The 17,047-nt window shown below is 41.5% G+C and carries 17 protein-coding genes; 8 read left to right on the top strand and 9 right to left on the bottom strand.

The genetic code is table 11. From position 1 onward, the window contains the following. Positions 1-55: 55 nt before the first annotated feature. From AB9K32_RS02925 to AB9K32_RS02905, 5 genes are all read left to right on the top strand, one after another. The gene (locus AB9K32_RS02925) at positions 56-1,036 is read left to right on the top strand and encodes a M28 family peptidase (RefSeq protein ID WP_252080558.1); all 981 of its coding nucleotides are present in this window, start codon (positions 56-58) and stop codon (positions 1,034-1,036) included. 122 nt (positions 1,037-1,158) lie between these two features. Beyond that, positions 1,159-1,836 (top strand): SDR family NAD(P)-dependent oxidoreductase, encoded by a 678-nt coding sequence (locus AB9K32_RS02920; RefSeq protein WP_369884288.1) that lies wholly within the window; start codon positions 1,159-1,161, stop codon positions 1,834-1,836. Positions 1,837-1,881: 45 nt separating this feature from the next. Beyond that, complete coding sequence (locus AB9K32_RS02915; protein WP_369884287.1) at positions 1,882-2,493, top strand: SprT-like domain-containing protein; 612 nt, start codon at positions 1,882-1,884, stop codon at positions 2,491-2,493. Between the two features lie 26 nt (positions 2,494-2,519). Further along, positions 2,520-3,599, top strand: a complete 1,080-nt coding sequence (locus tag AB9K32_RS02910) for a mannose-1-phosphate guanylyltransferase (RefSeq protein ID WP_252080556.1) — start codon at positions 2,520-2,522, stop codon at positions 3,597-3,599. Positions 3,600-3,602: 3 nt separating this feature from the next. Next, positions 3,603-5,057 (top strand): DUF389 domain-containing protein, encoded by a 1,455-nt coding sequence (locus AB9K32_RS02905; protein WP_369884286.1) that lies wholly within the window; start codon positions 3,603-3,605, stop codon positions 5,055-5,057. Positions 5,058-5,080: 23 nt separating this feature from the next. Here the strand turns inward: AB9K32_RS02905 and AB9K32_RS02900 are convergent, their stop codons facing one another. Both AB9K32_RS02900 and AB9K32_RS02895 read right to left on the bottom strand, forming a co-directional pair. Next, on the bottom strand, positions 5,081-5,848 hold the full coding sequence (locus AB9K32_RS02900) for an ABC transporter ATP-binding protein (protein WP_224837381.1): 768 nt from the start codon (positions 5,846-5,848) through the stop codon (positions 5,081-5,083). Continuing rightward, the gene (locus AB9K32_RS02895) at positions 5,848-6,585 is read right to left on the bottom strand and encodes an ABC transporter permease (protein WP_224837382.1); all 738 of its coding nucleotides are present in this window, start codon (positions 6,583-6,585) and stop codon (positions 5,848-5,850) included. The genes AB9K32_RS02900 and AB9K32_RS02895 overlap by 1 nt, the downstream gene beginning before the upstream one ends. A 117-nt stretch (positions 6,586-6,702) precedes the next feature. On the opposite strand from AB9K32_RS02895, the gene pafA reads away from it, so the two are divergent. Together pafA and AB9K32_RS02885 are read left to right on the top strand one after the other, a co-directional pair. Continuing rightward, on the top strand, positions 6,703-8,373 hold the full coding sequence (pafA, locus tag AB9K32_RS02890; RefSeq protein ID WP_369884285.1) for an alkaline phosphatase PafA: 1,671 nt from the start codon (positions 6,703-6,705) through the stop codon (positions 8,371-8,373). A 361-nt stretch (positions 8,374-8,734) separates the two neighbouring features. Next, the gene (locus AB9K32_RS02885; protein WP_369884284.1) at positions 8,735-8,947 is read left to right on the top strand and encodes a hypothetical protein; all 213 of its coding nucleotides are present in this window, start codon (positions 8,735-8,737) and stop codon (positions 8,945-8,947) included. Between the two features lie 263 nt (positions 8,948-9,210). Here the strand turns inward: AB9K32_RS02885 and AB9K32_RS02880 are convergent, their stop codons facing one another. The 4 genes from AB9K32_RS02880 to gcvP all read right to left on the bottom strand — a co-directional run bounded on the left by AB9K32_RS02880 (position 9,211) and on the right by gcvP (position 14,761). Beyond that, positions 9,211-10,053 (bottom strand): glycosyltransferase family 2 protein, encoded by an 843-nt coding sequence (locus AB9K32_RS02880; RefSeq protein ID WP_369884283.1) that lies wholly within the window; start codon positions 10,051-10,053, stop codon positions 9,211-9,213. 43 nt (positions 10,054-10,096) lie between these two features. Beyond that, positions 10,097-10,618 carry a methyltransferase gene (locus tag AB9K32_RS02875; RefSeq protein WP_369884282.1) on the bottom strand — a complete coding sequence of 174 codons (522 nt, stop codon included), beginning with the start codon at positions 10,616-10,618 and terminating at the stop codon, positions 10,097-10,099. A gap of 70 nt (positions 10,619-10,688) precedes the next feature. Continuing rightward, positions 10,689-11,747, bottom strand: coding sequence for a 3-oxoacyl-ACP synthase III family protein (locus tag AB9K32_RS02870; RefSeq protein WP_369884281.1), 1,059 nt, complete (start codon positions 11,745-11,747; stop codon positions 10,689-10,691). 161 nt (positions 11,748-11,908) lie between these two features. After that, complete coding sequence (gene gcvP, locus AB9K32_RS02865) at positions 11,909-14,761, bottom strand: aminomethyl-transferring glycine dehydrogenase (protein ID WP_369884314.1); 2,853 nt, start codon at positions 14,759-14,761, stop codon at positions 11,909-11,911. 126 nt (positions 14,762-14,887) lie between these two features. On the opposite strand from gcvP, the gene AB9K32_RS02860 reads away from it, so the two are divergent. Beyond that, positions 14,888-15,712, top strand: coding sequence for a hypothetical protein (locus tag AB9K32_RS02860; protein WP_369884280.1), 825 nt, complete (start codon positions 14,888-14,890; stop codon positions 15,710-15,712). Here AB9K32_RS02860 and AB9K32_RS02855 read toward each other — a convergent pair. From AB9K32_RS02855 to AB9K32_RS02845, 3 genes are all read right to left on the bottom strand, one after another. Continuing rightward, positions 15,709-15,942 (bottom strand): hypothetical protein, encoded by a 234-nt coding sequence (locus AB9K32_RS02855; protein WP_224837389.1) that lies wholly within the window; start codon positions 15,940-15,942, stop codon positions 15,709-15,711. The two genes, AB9K32_RS02860 and AB9K32_RS02855, sit on opposite strands and share 4 nt — an antisense overlap. Positions 15,943-15,944: 2 nt before the next feature. Next, positions 15,945-16,499: a sigma-70 family RNA polymerase sigma factor gene (locus AB9K32_RS02850; RefSeq protein WP_224837390.1), complete on the bottom strand. Its 555-nt coding sequence runs from the start codon at positions 16,497-16,499 to the stop codon at positions 15,945-15,947. Between the two features lie 144 nt (positions 16,500-16,643). Beyond that, on the bottom strand, positions 16,644-17,042 hold the full coding sequence (locus tag AB9K32_RS02845) for a response regulator (protein ID WP_338196588.1): 399 nt from the start codon (positions 17,040-17,042) through the stop codon (positions 16,644-16,646). Positions 17,043-17,047 lie beyond the last annotated feature (5 nt).

The following is a 17,047-nucleotide window of genomic DNA, read 5'->3' as shown; positions in this document are numbered from 1 at the left end:
AGCATCCTTTTAAGGATGCTTTTTTTATCTTTAAAAAATTTCAAAAAACGAAATTATGAAGATTGTTATCTGTGCTTTGGCAACCCTGTTTGCAATGAATTGTGGGTCCACTCAAGTGGTGGAAACCTCAAAAAATGAATCTCCGGCTCGGCCGGTTTCCGAAGAAGCCTTTACTAACGCCGAACGTGTAGGGGAGATGATGAACTATTTGGCATCCAATGATATGAAAGGAAGAGATTCCGGGAGCGAGGGCATTGAAATGGCCGCAGTTTACATAGAGAATTATTTTACATCATATAGGCTTGCTCCGTATTTTACATCCTATCGGGATACGCTATCAAACTTTAAGAAACCTTCCTATAATATTGTTGGGGTAATCGAGGGAACCGACCCGGAATTGAAGGATGAGTATATTCTTATCGGTGCACATTACGATCATATAGGCATTATTGATCCCGAAAATGGTGATAACATCGCCAATGGAGCTAATGACAATGCTTCTGGGACCATATCCGTTTTGGAGTTGGCACGCTATTTTGGTACACACAAAACCAATAAACGAAGTTTGATCTTTGCCTTGTTCAGTGCAGAGGAAAAAGGACTTTTGGGGTCAAAGCACTTGGCAAAAAAACTAAAAGAAGAGGACTTGAACCTCTATACCATGCTCAATTTTGAAATGACCGGGGTTCCTATGAACCAAAAGGATTATACCGTGTACATAACAGGGTACGAAATGTCAAATTTGGCAGAGGTAAGTAATACATATGCTAAGGAAAAATTGGTTGGTTTTTTACCGACTGCAAAAGAGTTCAGTCTATTTCAACGTTCGGACAATTATCCTTTTTATCAAGAATTTGGAGTTCCCTCACATACCTTCTGCTCTTTTGATTTTACCAATTATGCATTTTATCACAAGGTAGGGGACGAAGCATCGTTGATGGATTTTGAACATATGGCTACTTTGGTGAACAAGACCATTCCTGTAATCGAGGGTATAGCCAACTCCTCTTTCCAAGAGATTAAATTGGCCGAGTAACCGTACTTCGGTTTCTATAGTTAATGGGCAATTATTTTTAAACGGCGGAGAGGTTGTTTGTTGACCTAAAAATGCATCAAAAGTATTCCTGCTGTTGTGGGAATCAAAATAAATAAAGTAAAATGGCAAACATTATTATTACGGGGACAAGCAGGGGAATTGGATTTGAGTTGGTTAAACTTTTTGCCAAAGAGGGACACCAAGTGTTGGCACTCTCACGGAATGTGCAACCAGTTCAGCGTTTGGATTTGTCCAATGTCCATTGTTTTTCGTTTGATTTGGGTAACCCGAACGATTTTAAAAAAGTAGAAGCATTTCTAGAACAATGGAACGGGGTGGATGTGCTGATCAACAATGCGGGAAGTTTATTGAACAAACCCTTTTCGGAGACCACTATCGAGGAGTTTGAGGGAGTTTACAAAGTAAACGTATTTGGGGTGGCGGAGATGATCCGGACTGTTCGTCATAAAATGGGGAAAGAGGGCCATGTGGTCACTGTAAGTTCCATGGGCGGGGTACAGGGCAGCATGAAGTTTCCGGGACTATCCGCATACAGTTCGAGCAAAGGCGCCGTAATTACTTTGACCGAACTTTTGGCAGAGGAATATAAGGAGACAGGCCCAAGTTTTAATGTGTTGGCTTTGGGGGCTGTGCAAACTGAAATGTTGGAAGAGGCATTTCCCGGTTATCAAGCTCCCGTAACAGCTCTGGAAATGGCAACTTACATTAAAGATTTTGCGCTTACGGGCCATAAACTCTACAATGGAAAGTTGTTACAGGTGAGTAACAGTACCCCGTAGGTTTTACAAAGTTCGTTGTACGGATAAACTTGTAACTTTATTCCTGTGAACCATACCCTTCAAAAATACCTGCCTGAACTTGCAGTTGCTCCTTGTTTTGAGCTAATAAAAAAGCACAGTGTCCATCTAAAAATAGTGGATCATAGGGTCACAAGGCATGGGGATTACCGTAGATTGCCCAATGGGATGCATCAAATTACGGTAAACGCTTCATTGAATAAATACCGATTCCTGATTACGCTCGTCCACGAAATAGCGCATTTGGTGGCCTTTGAGACCTACGGTCGTCGAATAAAACCGCACGGGGAAGAATGGAAACGTACCTTTCAACTTTTAATGGTTCCATTTATTCGTCCAGAGGTATTTCCATCTCAACTACTGCCCATAATTGCGAATCACTTTAAAAACCCGAAAGCGAGCAGTAGTACGGACGCTCGATTATCCATCGCTCTCAAGGCTTTTGATGATGAGGAACGTAAAAACAGTTATGTGTACGAGTTGTCCGAAGGAAGTATTTTTAGACTATACAATGGTAAGTTGTTCAAAAAAGGAAATAAAAAAGTAAAACGCTACCAATGTGTGGAGTTATCAACAGGCAGATTATATTTGTTCCAACCCAACGCTGAGGTTGAGCTGGTCAAGGATGCAAGTGGATAACAAGCCTTAAATATAAAAACAGCAACATGAACAAGAATTATTACGCAGTTTTAATGGCCGGAGGTGTAGGGTCAAGGTTTTGGCCGGTAAGCACAACATCCAATCCAAAACAGTTCCACGATATGTTAGGGACAGGGAAAACATTGATCCAAAAAACGTTTGATCGTTTAAACCGATTTATCCCAACGGAAAACATATTGATCTTGACCAATGAGAGATATAATGATCTTGTTTTGGAACAATTACCAAAGGTAAAACAAGAACAGGTGGTCCTGGAGCCGGCCATGCGCAATACTGCCCCATGTATCTTGTATGCTTCCCTTAAAATCCAAAAAATGAATCCAAATGCGTTGATGATTGTGGCCCCTAGTGATCATTGGATAGAGGATGAGGAAGCATTTGAAAAAGATGTGATCGCTTGTTTTGATAAATGTGAAAAAGAGACGGCTCTTTGCACGCTTGGCATTCAGCCAACGTTTCCGAATACGGGCTTTGGCTACATCGAATTTAAAAAAGGAAGTGACGAGCAACTCAAAAATGTGTCTCAATTCAGGGAAAAGCCGGATTATGAAACCGCCAAGGAGTTTTTGGCTCAGGGCAACTTTCTTTGGAATGCAGGTATTTTTATGTGGAGCGTAGAAACCATTGTGGATGCATTTAAAAAATACCAGCCAAGTCAGTACAAACTATTTGGAGAGGGGATTTCTTGCTACAACACCAAAGAGGAGAGAACCTTTATCAAAGAAAATTATGCCAAGGCAGAAAACATATCCATTGATTATGCTATCTTGGAACAATCCAAGGCCATTTATACACTGCCAGCGACCTTCGACTGGAACGACCTGGGAACTTGGGGCGCTCTGTACGAAAAATTGGAAAAGGACGATGCCGATAATGCAGTGGTCAACGCTCAAGTGGTATTGAACAATGCCAAAGGCAATATGATAAGGTCGCCAAAAGGAAAAGTAGTCGTGGTAGATGGACTGGAAGATTATATTATTGTGGATAAAGAAGAGGTGCTACTAATTTATCCAAAGGACAAACAACAGGATATTAAAAAGGTATTGAGCCAAGTAAAGGATAAATTTGGCGATCAGTTTGCGTAACATATGAACGAGAATCAAAAAAATGTAACAGCACCTTCCGGGCAGGATAGTGGAGACGAAGTAAGAAAAGACCTAAAAGGGCTTTTGGGGAGTGTTCGGAAATTCCTTTCGGAACTTTTGGAAATACGATCCAATACCGATGCTGTTGCCACCAAGGAATCCATAAATGCGGATATACCCTTTAAAGGGCATACCTCCTGGATTTTGGTGTGTTCCATATTTATTGCATCCATCGGGTTAAACGCGAACTCGACAGCTGTGGTGATCGGGGCTATGTTGATCTCCCCACTAATGGGTCCCATTTTGGGAATGGGTATGTCCTTGGCCATCAACGATATTGACACGTTGAGGCGATCCCTAAAGAATTTTACGGTAATGGTGGTGCTCAGTGTTATCACCGCCTTTTTGTTTTTTTACCTTTTTCCGTTAAGGGATGAATCCTCGGAACTTTTAGCGAGGACCAAGCCGGATATCCGTGATGTGCTCATTGCGTTTTTTGGTGGTCTTGCCCTTGTTATTGCAAGGGCCAAAAAAGGGACCATTGCCAGTGTTATCTTCGGTGTGGCCATTGCAACGGCTCTTATGCCGCCACTTTGCACAGTTGGATTTGGTTTGGCCATTGGTAAACCTTGGTATGCGGCTGGGGCCATGTACTTGTTCATAATCAATACAATTTTTATTGGCCTGGCGACATTTTTGGTCATCAAGTACCTGCGTTTTCCTATGGTGCGATATGCCAATTCGCAACGAAGGAGGATGATTGCACGTTTGGCCTCCATTACGGGTATTTTGGTTATGATTCCGGCTGGATTTACATTTTATCAAGTATTTCAGGAATCACTGTTTAAAAAACAGGCACAAGAATTTTTGCAGGATACGGTAGAGATGTACCAGTTCAACGGTTCCGGAAGGTATGTGGATAATTTGACCAAATTGGAATATGTAGATGATGGAGAATCCCTGGTAGAAGTTGTTTTTATGGGTGATGAATTGATTCCTGATAACGTTATCAATACATGGAGAACACAGAAAAATCAATTTTCAAGATTAAAGAATGCCGAACTGCACATTATTCAGGGAGGTAGGGACGATTCCGAGGAAAAATTCAACTATGTGAGTGAATTGTATGAGAAGAACAAAGCTGAATTGCTGAACAAAGATGAACAGATTAGATTGCTTGAAGAAGAACTGGCAACGTTGACCAAAAACGTTGGAAAACAAATCCCATTTCGAGAAATTAGTGCCGAGGCCAAGGCCAATTATGAAAATATTGATGCGCTAGGGTTTTCGTACCTCATTACAACCGATTTTAACAAACTGGATACCGTCCCCGTATTTGAAGTAAAATGGAAAGACGGGCTACGAACCGATCAAAAGCAAACAGATGCCAAAAAAATGTTGTCCTGGCTAAAACTTCGTTTACAGGATAGCACATTGGTGATCAAACAAGTCAATTAAATGTCCGATGTTTGAAGTTGGAATCAATTCCGTTCTTCGATATACATTTGTCTTACTTTTTTGAAAAGCTCGGAGGAATAGACAAAATCGGTAACGGATTGGTTGTCGGTTTTAAAGATTTCTTTATTGGTGCCTTCCCATTCTTTGATTCCATTCTTTAAAAAAATGATTTTTTCCCCAATTTCCATAACCGAGTTCATATCGTGGGTGTTTATCACCGTGGTAATATTGTATTCTTGGGTAATTTCTTGAATCAGGTTATCGATTAAGATGGCCGTTTTTGGGTCGAGACCGGAATTTGGTTCATCGCAAAACAAATATTTTGGATTCATCACGATCGCCCTGGCAATGGCCACCCTTTTTTGCATTCCACCGGAAATTTCGGCGGGATATCTTTTATGGGCATCGATCAAGTTGACGCGTTTCAGGACAAAATCTACCCTGTCTTGCTTTTCCGACTGTGATTGGTTGGTGAACATATCCAAGGGAAACATAACATTGCCCTCTACTGTCATCGAATCAAAAAGGGCACTGCCTTGAAAAACCATGCCCATTTCTTGGCGCAAGTTTCGCCGTTCTTTGGTAGATAGTTCGGAGTAGTATTGCCCATTGTAGCAAATTTGCCCTTCATCGGGCTCAAATAGACCAAGTAAACATTTTATAAAAACTGTTTTTCCCGAGCCACTTTGCCCAATGATCAAGTTTGTTTTTCCTGTTTCGAACTCGGTGGAGATTCCTTTAAGAACGTGGTTGTCCCCGAACGATTTATGAATGTTTTCTACTTGTATCATCAGCCCAGTAACAATTGAGTTAGAACATAGTTTGATATAATGATCACCACACTGGTCCAAACAAAGGATGTGGTGCTAGCCTTTCCAACTTCCAAGGCACCACCTTTCATGTAAAAACCGTGGTAAGATGGCACTGTGGCGATCACAAAGGCGAACACGATCGATTTTATAAAGGCATAGGTAACATGGTAAGAATCAAAATCCATTTGTAGCCCTTGTATAAAATCACCGCTGGGTGCAAAACCACCAAATACGGCCGCTACCCATCCGCCCAAAATACCGACAAACATGGAAATAGCCACTGCAAAAGGGTACATCATGGTTGCTATTATCTTGGGGAAAACAAGGTAGTTCAACGAGTTGATTCCCATAACCTCAAGAGCGTCTATCTGCTCGGTTACCCGCATGGTACCAATACTGGATGTAATGTACGAACCCACTTTTCCTGCCATGATGATGGAGGTGAAAGTCGGGGCAAATTCCAAGATGACCGATTGCCTCGTTGCAAACCCGATCAGACTTTTTGGCAGAAGGGGATTGTTCAAGTTCAGTGCAGTTTGGATAGTGACCACGCCCCCGATAAAAAAAGATATAAATATGATGATGCCCATAGCACCAAAAATTAGCTCGTCGATTTCCTTGAGGATCAAGGTCTTCATTATGCGCCACTTGGTAGGTTTTTTAAATACTTCCCAAATCATGATGAAGTATTTTCCAATCGCTTCTAGGTATTTCATGCGTTTTATGGACTTGAGTTGATAAAAATAAGAATATTGTTAAGCATTTAACCTTGATTTAAATTTTTAAAAGGGAGAAATCTATAGTTTTGCCCAAATTCTGAATAAATACCAATCATGAGAACAACCAACCTTATCGTTTCTGTTTTAGCATTCTGTACTATCGGCCTTACTTACGGCCAACGCAGAAAAAAGAATGTTGTGGAAGAAAAGCCCAAAGTTATTGCCCAATCGCCAAAATTGGTACTGGGTATTGTGGTCGATCAAATGCGGTACGATTATTTGACCCGCTTTTGGGGTCAGTATGGCGAAGGCGGTTTTAAACGATTGGTTAACGAAGGTTTTAATTGCAAGAACAATCATTTTAATTATGCGCCAACCAGCACCGGACCAGGACATGCTTCGGTGTACACGGGAACTACACCTGCCATGCACGGTATTATCGGGAACGATTGGTTCGATAAAACAACGGGTGAGGATGTGTACTGCGCCGGTGACGATGCCTATACTTCTGTAGGAACCACTTCGGGTGTAGGGAAAATGTCCCCGCATAGAATGTTGACCTCAACCATAACCGATCAATTGCGATTGCACACACAAATGCGGGGAAAGGTAATTGGTGTTGCCGTTAAGGACAGAGGTGCAGTGTTGCCAGCGGGACATGCCGCCAATGCGGCCTATTGGTTTGAAGGTGGAGCAACCGGTAACTGGATCAGCAGTTCCTATTATATGGAGGAGTTGCCACAATGGGTCTTGGATTTTAATGCTTCGGATAAGGTTGAAGAGTACAAAAAGCCCTGGACTACCCTAAAACCTATAGAAACTTACGTTGAGAGCGGATTGGATGTCAATAATTATGAAGGATTGCAAAAAGGGGAGACTACCAATGCTTTTCCACATGACCTTCCTGCAATTTGGGAAGACAACGGTCAGTTTGATTTATTGCGAAGAAGTCCTTTTGGAAACAGTATTACGGCAGATTTTGCACTGGCGGCTTTGGAAGGCGAAGCTTTGGGAGTGGACTCCATAACCGATTTCTTGGCCATTAGCTTTTCCAGTACCGACTATGTAGGTCATTTTTTTGGGGTAAATTCCAAAGAAATAGAAGATACCTACATTAGATTGGATAGAGATTTAGAGCGTATTCTATCCGAATTGGACAACAAGGTGGGTAAAGGTGAGTACACGGTTTTTTTGACAGCCGATCATGCTGCAATTCATGTTCCTTCTTATTTAATGGATTCGAACATTCCATCCGGGTATTTGGATATGCAAGGTATGAAAGCCCAATTCAACGAGTTTCTTCAGTATAAATATGGCACAACGGATGTTGTAAAAAACATTAGCAATTATCAGGTTTTTTTGGATCATAAGATTTTGACCAATCTGGACATCGATGTAGAGCAAGCGCAAAAAGATATTGCCATGGAAATGTTGTCCTATCCAGGGATTGGTCAAGTGTACACCGGATACCAAATGTGGCAAAACGAGTACGTAGAGGGAATTCCATATATACTACAGAACGGATACAACCAAAAACGCTCAGGTGATGTTCTTTTGGTACCAGAAGTGGGTTATATATCTTACAATAGAACCGGTTCCACCCATGGTTCACCGCAAATATATGATACACATGTGCCCTTATTGCTTTATGGGAAAGGTATAAAACAAGGGAGTACGGTAAACCGTACGGAGATCCCGGATATTGCGCCCACAATTGCTGCTCTATTAGGCGTTGCTTTCCCTAGCGGAACCACGGGGCGACCCATTGGAGAGGTTTTGGAGTAATCTAATTGGATTAATTTTATGTCTCTAGTTGTCATAAAAAAAGGAGGGGAAACATAGGAGTGTTGTAACGGTTAAACAACCGATGATCAAATAATCATATATGCTTAAGTTTTTTATTCCTTCCATTTGAAAAATGCCATACAGGACTAAAAAGCCTATGAGGAGCACTAAGATGGAACTAAACAAAAAGATATTGTTAATGGGGCCATTTAAACCGAAAATAAAGATGGCAATAATTCCTAGTATAATTATAAAACTAATGGAAAGACCACAGAGAATCCCGTACTTTTTGTCTTGAATAAAGCCAATTAGAGCAATCAATGAAAGAGTTGTGGTAAGAATAAATCCTTTTGCAGTCCATATGGTTTCCAAGGTACTTTGCGACCAAGGGCTCCAAGCATTGCCATATGCTGTGATAAATATTGCACCCAAAGACAATAAAGAAAATACAATTACCAAGAAAATAAAAGATGCTATCATAAGTTTGGAGTATTTTTTAGTTGAATTTTGGGGCATTTTAGCACTAATTAGTAAGGTTTATAATGAGGGATTTAAATTGTTTTTAAACAAGTAAACTCTCTGTTGAATTCATTTCCAATAGGTTACTCCGCAAATATAGTTTTACTTTAAGTAGCTTAGTTGTGCTAATTGATGAAACAGGGTTTTCAATTGAGGAAAGCTAGGAAGGAATTGATTTTTTGTCAATAAACAGATGTACAATAAAGGTAAGGTACACCATGTGTTTAGAGTTAAGCCCTACTTTTAAGAATGACTTTTAGGTCTTAACTCATGATTTTTAATGGCTGGTTATGTTGTTTTTATAAGGATATAATGAATTCAAATTTTGGATTTGATTCCTTTCCAACGATATTTTCGAATGAACTTGCCTTCTTTCTTGGTCACATATTTGGACGTTTGTCCTAAATAGGATTGTATAAAACCCAATATTGCGAATAAATACAACGATGGACTTTTAGCTTGCCATGCCATTTTTAAGGCGGCAATTTTGGTAAGCACAAGACCGTATCGCATTTTGTACATGGCAATACCTTTGGCTCTGTAGTTTTTGGAAGAATATCCATGACCGGTAGGGCGTAGGTGTTTTACCAGAAGATCGGGAAGTGTCAAGGTTTCAAAATCGTGAAATTTGGCCAAAAGAATATCCACTGTGTCCCAGCCTATACCCGCTCGCAAGCCTCCTATTTTGTTAAAGCAGGCTTTGTGATAGAGTTTGATCGGGCCTCGGATATGGTTTTTGTCCGCGATGTTCTCATAGACCCATTTGTGTTCTTTTTTGATGAAAAGGAGTCCTGAGCACATTCCTAGTTTCCAATTGGCCTGAAATTGATTCACAATGACTTCAAAATAATTGTTTGGGAGAACAATATCTGCATCAAATTTGCCAATGAGGTCATATTCCGAAGCATGTTCCAAGCCAAAATTAAAAGTGTCCACAACCTTTTTCCCGGGGATATGTTCATCCGAAGAAAAACGCTTTACTACTTTTATCCAGTTATGTTGTTGGGCAAAACCTTGGGCTATCAAGAACGTATCGTCCGTAGAATTATCGTCCACCACAATGAGCTCATTGGGCAAACAGGTCTGCTTTGCAAATGAGTTTAAGCACTCTTTTAAATGGGCAGCCTCATTATGGGCGGGAACAACAATACTTATTTTCATGGGCTATGTTCTTCTATAATCGTGGGTATAATCCAAAGTTGCATTAAGGTCGTTCGGCGCACACAATATAGTATCGGTCGGTGAAGTATCTAAGAATCGGTCTAATCCCAATTTTTTTGGTAGGGTTTGTCCATTTGGCAGCGTCTTTAATGTGCCAACCCGATTTTTCCAACAGCCAATCAAACTGCCAATCTTCAAACTCATGATAATGCCTGTCCCATGGGTCGGTTTTACTGCGATACGCAGGGGAGAACCATAATCGCATGGGTATGCTTGCAATCAATTTTTTGGCTTTGATTTCCCTTAGAACATTAAAAGGAGCCACTAAATGTTCAAATATTTCAAAAGCGGTCACTACATCCGCATCCGATTGGACAACCCGGCTAAAGTCCACATCCAAATCTTCACCTTTTGTATTTTCCACCTGAAACCCGTTGGCCCTCATTATCTCCGAAAAAGGATTATCCACCCCCAGGTCTAAAATTGATTCGGCAGGGTCAACGTGTTTTTGCAAAAACTCGAGGGTATGCCTGTAACGTTTATTGGGAAAGTTGTTTTCGTACATGGGCTAAAATTCCAAAAAACAAATAACAATTCCCAAATTACTTTTACGTTAGATCGATTTTGTGATGAGATCAATACCGGTAAACAATGGCATTGATGTTCATTCCGGCACCAACACTGGCAAACATGATAACATCCCCTTTTTGTAGATCATGCCCTGGGAGATTGCCCTGAAGGACCATGTCGTATAAAGTGGGAATGGTGGCCACGGAACTGTTTCCCAATTCGTGAATGCTCATGGGCATAATATTCTCTGGAACACCCTTGCCATAACTTTTGTAAAAGCGCTTAATTATGGCTTCGTCCATTTTTTCGTTGGCCTGATGGATGAAGATTTTTTTTACGCTGTCAATATCCATGCCGCTCTTTTCCAGACATTCGGCCATAGCCTTGGGTACATTGATGCAGGCAAATTCGTAAATTTTACGCCCCTGCATTTTTATAAATCTAGTGTTCTGGTTCTGCTCTGGATTGTTGGACTTGTCAAAATTTAGGTAGTAAGCCTCCTCATTGGCATATGTTTCCGATGCGTGGGCAAGAATTTCCCCCGTAGGAGCATTGGCTTCAAGAATGGCGGCTCCTGCACCATCGGCAAAGATCATGCTGTCGCGGTCGTGTGGATCGATAACCCTGGAAAGCGTTTCGCCCCCAATAACCAAACATTTTTTGGCCATTCCACTTTTGATGAAGGCGGTTGCCTGAATTATTCCTTCAACCCAACCGGGACAACCATAAATAAGATCGTAGGCAACACATTTGGGGTTTTTAATGCGTAAAAGATGTTTTACCCTCGAAGCCAAGCTTGGCAACATATCACTTTGGGTCTTGCCAGCAGTAAGATCTCCAAAATTATGGGCAAAAATAATGTAGTCCAGTTCTTCCTTGTCGATTCCTGCATTTTGGACCGCTTTTTCTGCGGCCAAAAAACCAATATCGGAGGTTTTTAATTCCGGTTTTGCATAACGCCTTGCCTTAATTCCGGTTATGGCCTTGAATTTTTCTACGATAACCGTATTGGGCTGTTCAAATTTAGAACCGTCCGTTTCTAAAAATGCATGTTCCAAAAATGCTTCGTTTGTAGTAATGATGGAGGGGATGTAACTTCCTGTTCCGGATATGCCTATTTTCATGCTGAGGATAATTTGATCTAAGATACATCATTGTATGTTTTTTATTATGCATGCATAATAAATCTTACAATGCCCAGTCCCGTTCTGGAACTTTATTGGAATCAAAAAAGCCCTGAAGGAATAACGTCCTCAGGGCTATATATCAATGCTCATCGAGGTTTTTAAGCCTCCATGTATTCTTCAATCGGTGCACAAGTACAAATTAAATTACGATCCCCAAAAGCTTCATCGGTTCTTCTAATACTAGGCCAAAACTTATTTTCGGCAACATAGGTCAACGGATAGGCGGCTTTTTCTCTGGAATAGGGAAAATCCCAAGAATCGTTGGTTAGCATACCAAGCGTGTGGGGTGCATTTTTTAGTACGTTGTTGGGCTCTCCAGCTGTGGCTTCGTCGATTTCTTGCCTTATGGAAAGCATGGCGTCGCAGAATTTATCGAGTTCTGCCAGGCTTTCACTTTCTGTTGGCTCTATCATTAAAGTGCCGGCCACAGGGAACGATACCGTTGGGGCATGGAAGCCATAATCTATCAATCGCTTTGCGATATCGGTAACTTCTATGCCATTGGCTTTAAACGGACGACAATCCACGATCATCTCATGTGCAGCTCGGCCCCGTTCACCGGCATAAAGAACATCGAATTTTCCTTTTAATCGGTCCTTTATGTAGTTGGCATTCAAAATAGCAGCTTTAGTAGCATTGGTCAAACCTTCGGTTCCCAACATTTTAATATACCCATAGGAGATCAAACATACCAATGAGCTGCCCCATGGGGCAGCGGATATGGCGGTAATAGCATCTTTTCCACCCGTTTTAACCACGGGATTGGACGGTAAGAACGGTTTTAATTGTTCAGCTACGCAAATTGGCCCAACTCCGGGCCCGCCGCCACCGTGTGGAATGGCAAATGTTTTGTGTAAGTTTAAGTGGCATACATCTGCACCTATGGTGGCCGGATTGGTCAAGCCTACTTGAGCGTTCATGTTGGCACCATCCATGTAAACTTGACCACCGTGGTCGTGTATCAGTTTGGTGATCTGTTTTATGGATGATTCAAAAACCCCATGGGTGGAAGGGTAGGTTACCATTAAGGCTGCAAGGTTTTCGGCATGTTTAACCACTTTTTCCTCCAAGTCGGTTACATCAATATTTCCTTGGTCATCTGTTTTGGTCACCACCACTTTCATTCCGGCCATTACGGCAGAAGCAGGGTTGGTGCCATGTGCGGACGCCGGAATAATACAGATATTACGGTGTCCTTCGCCACGGGATTCGTGGTAAGCGCGTATGACCATTAAGCCGGCATACTCACCTTGGGCTCCCGAGTTAGGTTGTAGTGATGTGGCAGCGAAACCTGTAATAACGTTCAGTTGCTCCTCCAAGGATTGAAGAACTTCTTGATAGCCTTGTGTCTGATCGAGTGGGACAAAGGGATGGATATTGCCCCATTGTGGCCAACTTAATGGTAGCATTTCCGAAGCAGCATTGAGCTTCATAGTGCAGCTACCCAAGGAAATCATGGAGTGGTTCAGTGCCAAATCCTTACGCTCCAATTTTTTGATGTAGCGCATCAACTCGGTTTCTGAATGATAGGAGTTGAAGACTTCATGCTCCATAAATGGAGCTTTTCTTTGAAGGCCGGCCGGAATGGCATCGTCCAATTCTAAGTCTTTTAAAGACTTTTCCTGTAAATTGTGTGATTCAAGGAAACAAGATATCAATGTGTTCAAATCCGATTCCGAAACGGATTCATTCATTGAAATGGACACAGTTTCCCCATCTACATAAAATAGGTTGATGCCTTTCTTCTCGGCAAGCTCTTTAAGGCGCTTTGTGTTTTTGACTTTTACTTGTACAGTGTCAAAATAGGAAGAGTTTACTTGGTCAAACCCATAAGCTTCCAGACTTTTGGCCAGTTTTTTAGTATAGCCGTGTACTTTTTCCGCGATGTATTTTAATCCATCCGGTCCGTGATAAACGGCGTACATCCCGGCCATTACGGCCAATAGTACTTGGGCGGTACAAATATTGGAGGTGGCCTTGTCCCTTTTTATATGTTGTTCCCTTGTTTGTAATGCCATACGCAAGGCACGGTTACCATCAGTATCTTTGGTAACACCGATTATACGGCCCGGAATACTTCTCTTATATTCTTCTTTGGTGGCAAAAAAAGCAGCGTGCGGTCCTCCGTAACCCAAGGGGATACCAAAGCGTTGTGTAGTTCCCACCACGGCATCTACGCCCCATTCTCCGGGAGGGGTCAGCATAACCAAACTTAGAATATCGGCGGCAACGGCCACTTTTATATCCTTGGCTTTTGCATTTTCCACAAAGGATGCATAATCATGGACCTGACCGTATTTTCCGGGATACTGTAACATAGCACCATAAAAATCATCGGAAAATTGAAAAGTTTCATGGTTGCCCACTACCAATTCTATACCTAAAGGTATAGCCCGCGTTTTGAGCAAGCTCAATGTTTGCGGTAAAATCTCTTCGGATACAAAGAACTTGCTTACTTGTTCTTTTTTTTGGGGACGACTGCGCAATTCAAACAACATGGTCATCGCTTCGGCCGCAGCGGTACTTTCGTCCAAAAGCGAGGCATTGGCAATTTCCATGCCGGTTAGGTCGGAAACCATGGTCTGGAAGTTAAGCAATGCTTCCAGTCTTCCTTGGGCAATCTCGGCCTGATAAGGCGTGTAAGCGGTGTACCACCCCGGGTTTTCCAATATATTTCGTTTGATCACCGATGGTGTCAAGGTTTCATGGTATCCCAGCCCGATATAACTTTTAAAAACCTTGTTCTTTTCGGCCAGTTGGTGAAGGTGGCTCAGGAATTCGTGTTCACTTATCCCTTCGGGAAGATCAAGTGTTTTTTTTAATTTGATGTCATCGGGGATAGTCTCATAAATGAGTTGATCCATACTATTGACCCCAATAGTTTCGAGCATGTGGGGCAAGTCCTTTTCTGTAATGCCAATGTGCCTGGCAGCAAAAACCTCTGTGTTCATGTTCAATCCAATAAAGTGCACAAAATTAGGGATAAATTCGATGAAAATGGTCAATTTTGAATATCACGGGAACAAAGTTGTTAACCACAAATTAACCTTGAGTGAAATAGAAGCGACAATGATTTGATGCGAACCTTAAAAGCTATATTCGACTTTTATCTCGATGCCAGTATCCATGTGGCCGTTTCGGTTATTTCTATGGCCGGGGCAACATTTTATTTGATGGGCAGCTCTACCGATATATATCTTTTGGGCTTTATTTTTTTTAGTGTGATAGTTTGTTACAACTTTATAAAATATGGGGTAGAGGCCTATAAGTATATAATCGTATCCAATGCTTACCACAAGCTTATCCAGGTTTTTAGTTTTTTGTCGTTCGGTATGGCCATTCTTTTTCTGATGCGATTGGATGCCAAAATATGGGGGGCAACCATTTGTCTTGCGGTATTGTCCGTACTTTATGCAGTTCCTTTATTGCCCAGGGCCAGGAACTTAAGGAATTTAGCTGGTCTTAAAGTGTATATTGTGGCCTTTGTTTGGGCCGGATTCACGGTCTTGCTGCCGGTTTTGGATGCCGATATGCCCTTGGATTGGGATTTTGCAGTTACATTTATCCAGAGGATGCTTTTGGTCTTGATTCTTATTCTACCGTTTGAAATCCGCGATTTACAATGGGATCACAAGAGTTTGAGAACCTTACCACAACTATTGGGTGAACGCAATACCCGGCGCTTGGGAACTATATTGTCCTTAGTTTTCTTTATGATCACATTTTTAAAGGACAACCTGAAAAGCGAGGAAATAGCCCTCAGACTGATCCTGGTCGCAATATTGATTTTTGTTTTGCAGATGGGTAAAAAAATGCGTTCCAAGTATTTTGTAATATTCTGGATAGAAGCGATTCCTATTTTTTGGTTGGGTCTGCTTTGGCTTTCGGAAAGATACGGTTAGGCATTCTTTTTTTCCAGGTCCCTTTTCATTTTTTCCTTGTCTTCTTCGGACAATACAGTAAGTCCGGCCCTATCGCAAAGCGAGGTCAATTCGTTGTTCTTCTTGGAATATCCTTTGCATACTTTGCAGGTAAACAGGTGAAAGCGCAACTTGATAATATCCCAAAAACTTGCTTCCTTGTATTGGGATTTATCGCAGATGCCCTGTGCTTCCTCACATGAAATCTTCATAGCTAAAACCAATTTTCGTTTAAACAACCCATTAATGCAGTTCTTGCCCTATGGATCATTACCCATAAGTTGGACGGATTTATACCCAATTCATTACAAACATCTTCCGTGCTCATGCCCTGTATGGTTTTCATGCTAAAAACCAATGCTTGTTTTTGGGGTAATTTGGATATACAATCTTGTAGTGCATCACCCAATTCCTCGTTCTCAAGTACATTGTCGCCGTCTTTACTGTAAGGGTCGGCTACCTGCTGTTCCAGCCAATCACCTTCAGCATCGGTATCGGAACTATAATTTATACGTACTTCTGCTTTGCCTTTTTTTGAATTGATTTTTCGGTAGTGGTCTATAACCTTTCGTTTTAGGATGGACACCAACCAAGTTCGCTCGGCAGCATCGCCCTTGTAGTTTTTAGCTGAATTAAGACCTGCAAAAAAGGTCTCCTGAACCAAATCCTTTGCAATTTCTGTGTCGCTTACACGGGATACTGCATAGTTAAAGAGGTAATCCGCATATTGATCTACCCAAGTGTCCGGTTGAAGTTTATGTTTGGTCATATTCCTATCGAATAACCAAAAGTAATGGTTTTTGGCGTTTTAACATAGGTTTTGAGGCAGGTTAGACGTATGAATTGCTCCTACCTAACACATTGTTTGTGGTTTAACAACAATTTAGTTCTATAAAAAAAAGGAAAATTGAGTTTATTTGAATTGGGTCAGGATGTTTTTTACCTGTTCCGATTTTAGCGGTTTGATCAAATAATCGGTAATGGCATCGTTTCTTTTGGCCTTGCGGATGTCTTTAGGGTCAATGGAAGAGGATACAAGATATACCTGTATGGGTTTGTTCAGCTTTGGCAGTAGATCTGCGAATTCATCCATAAACTGGAACCCATCCATTACAGGCATGTTGATGTCCAGAAAAATAATATCGGGCAGTGCATCCTTATCATTTTTATTGTTGATGATATATTCGAGTGCTTGGGCGCCGTCGGTAAAAACTTGGGTAGATTTTACCGTAGGGATGTTTCTTATGGTCACCTTCATGGTAAATTGATAGATATCATCGTCGTCGACTATACATACATTGATAGGTTTCATGGGGG

The sequence above is a fragment of the Allomuricauda sp. XS_ASV26 genome, from assembly GCF_041224615.1.
Taxonomy (GTDB): domain Bacteria; phylum Bacteroidota; class Bacteroidia; order Flavobacteriales; family Flavobacteriaceae; genus Flagellimonas; species Flagellimonas alginolytica.
This window is presented reverse-complemented; position numbering and strand designations above follow the sequence as displayed.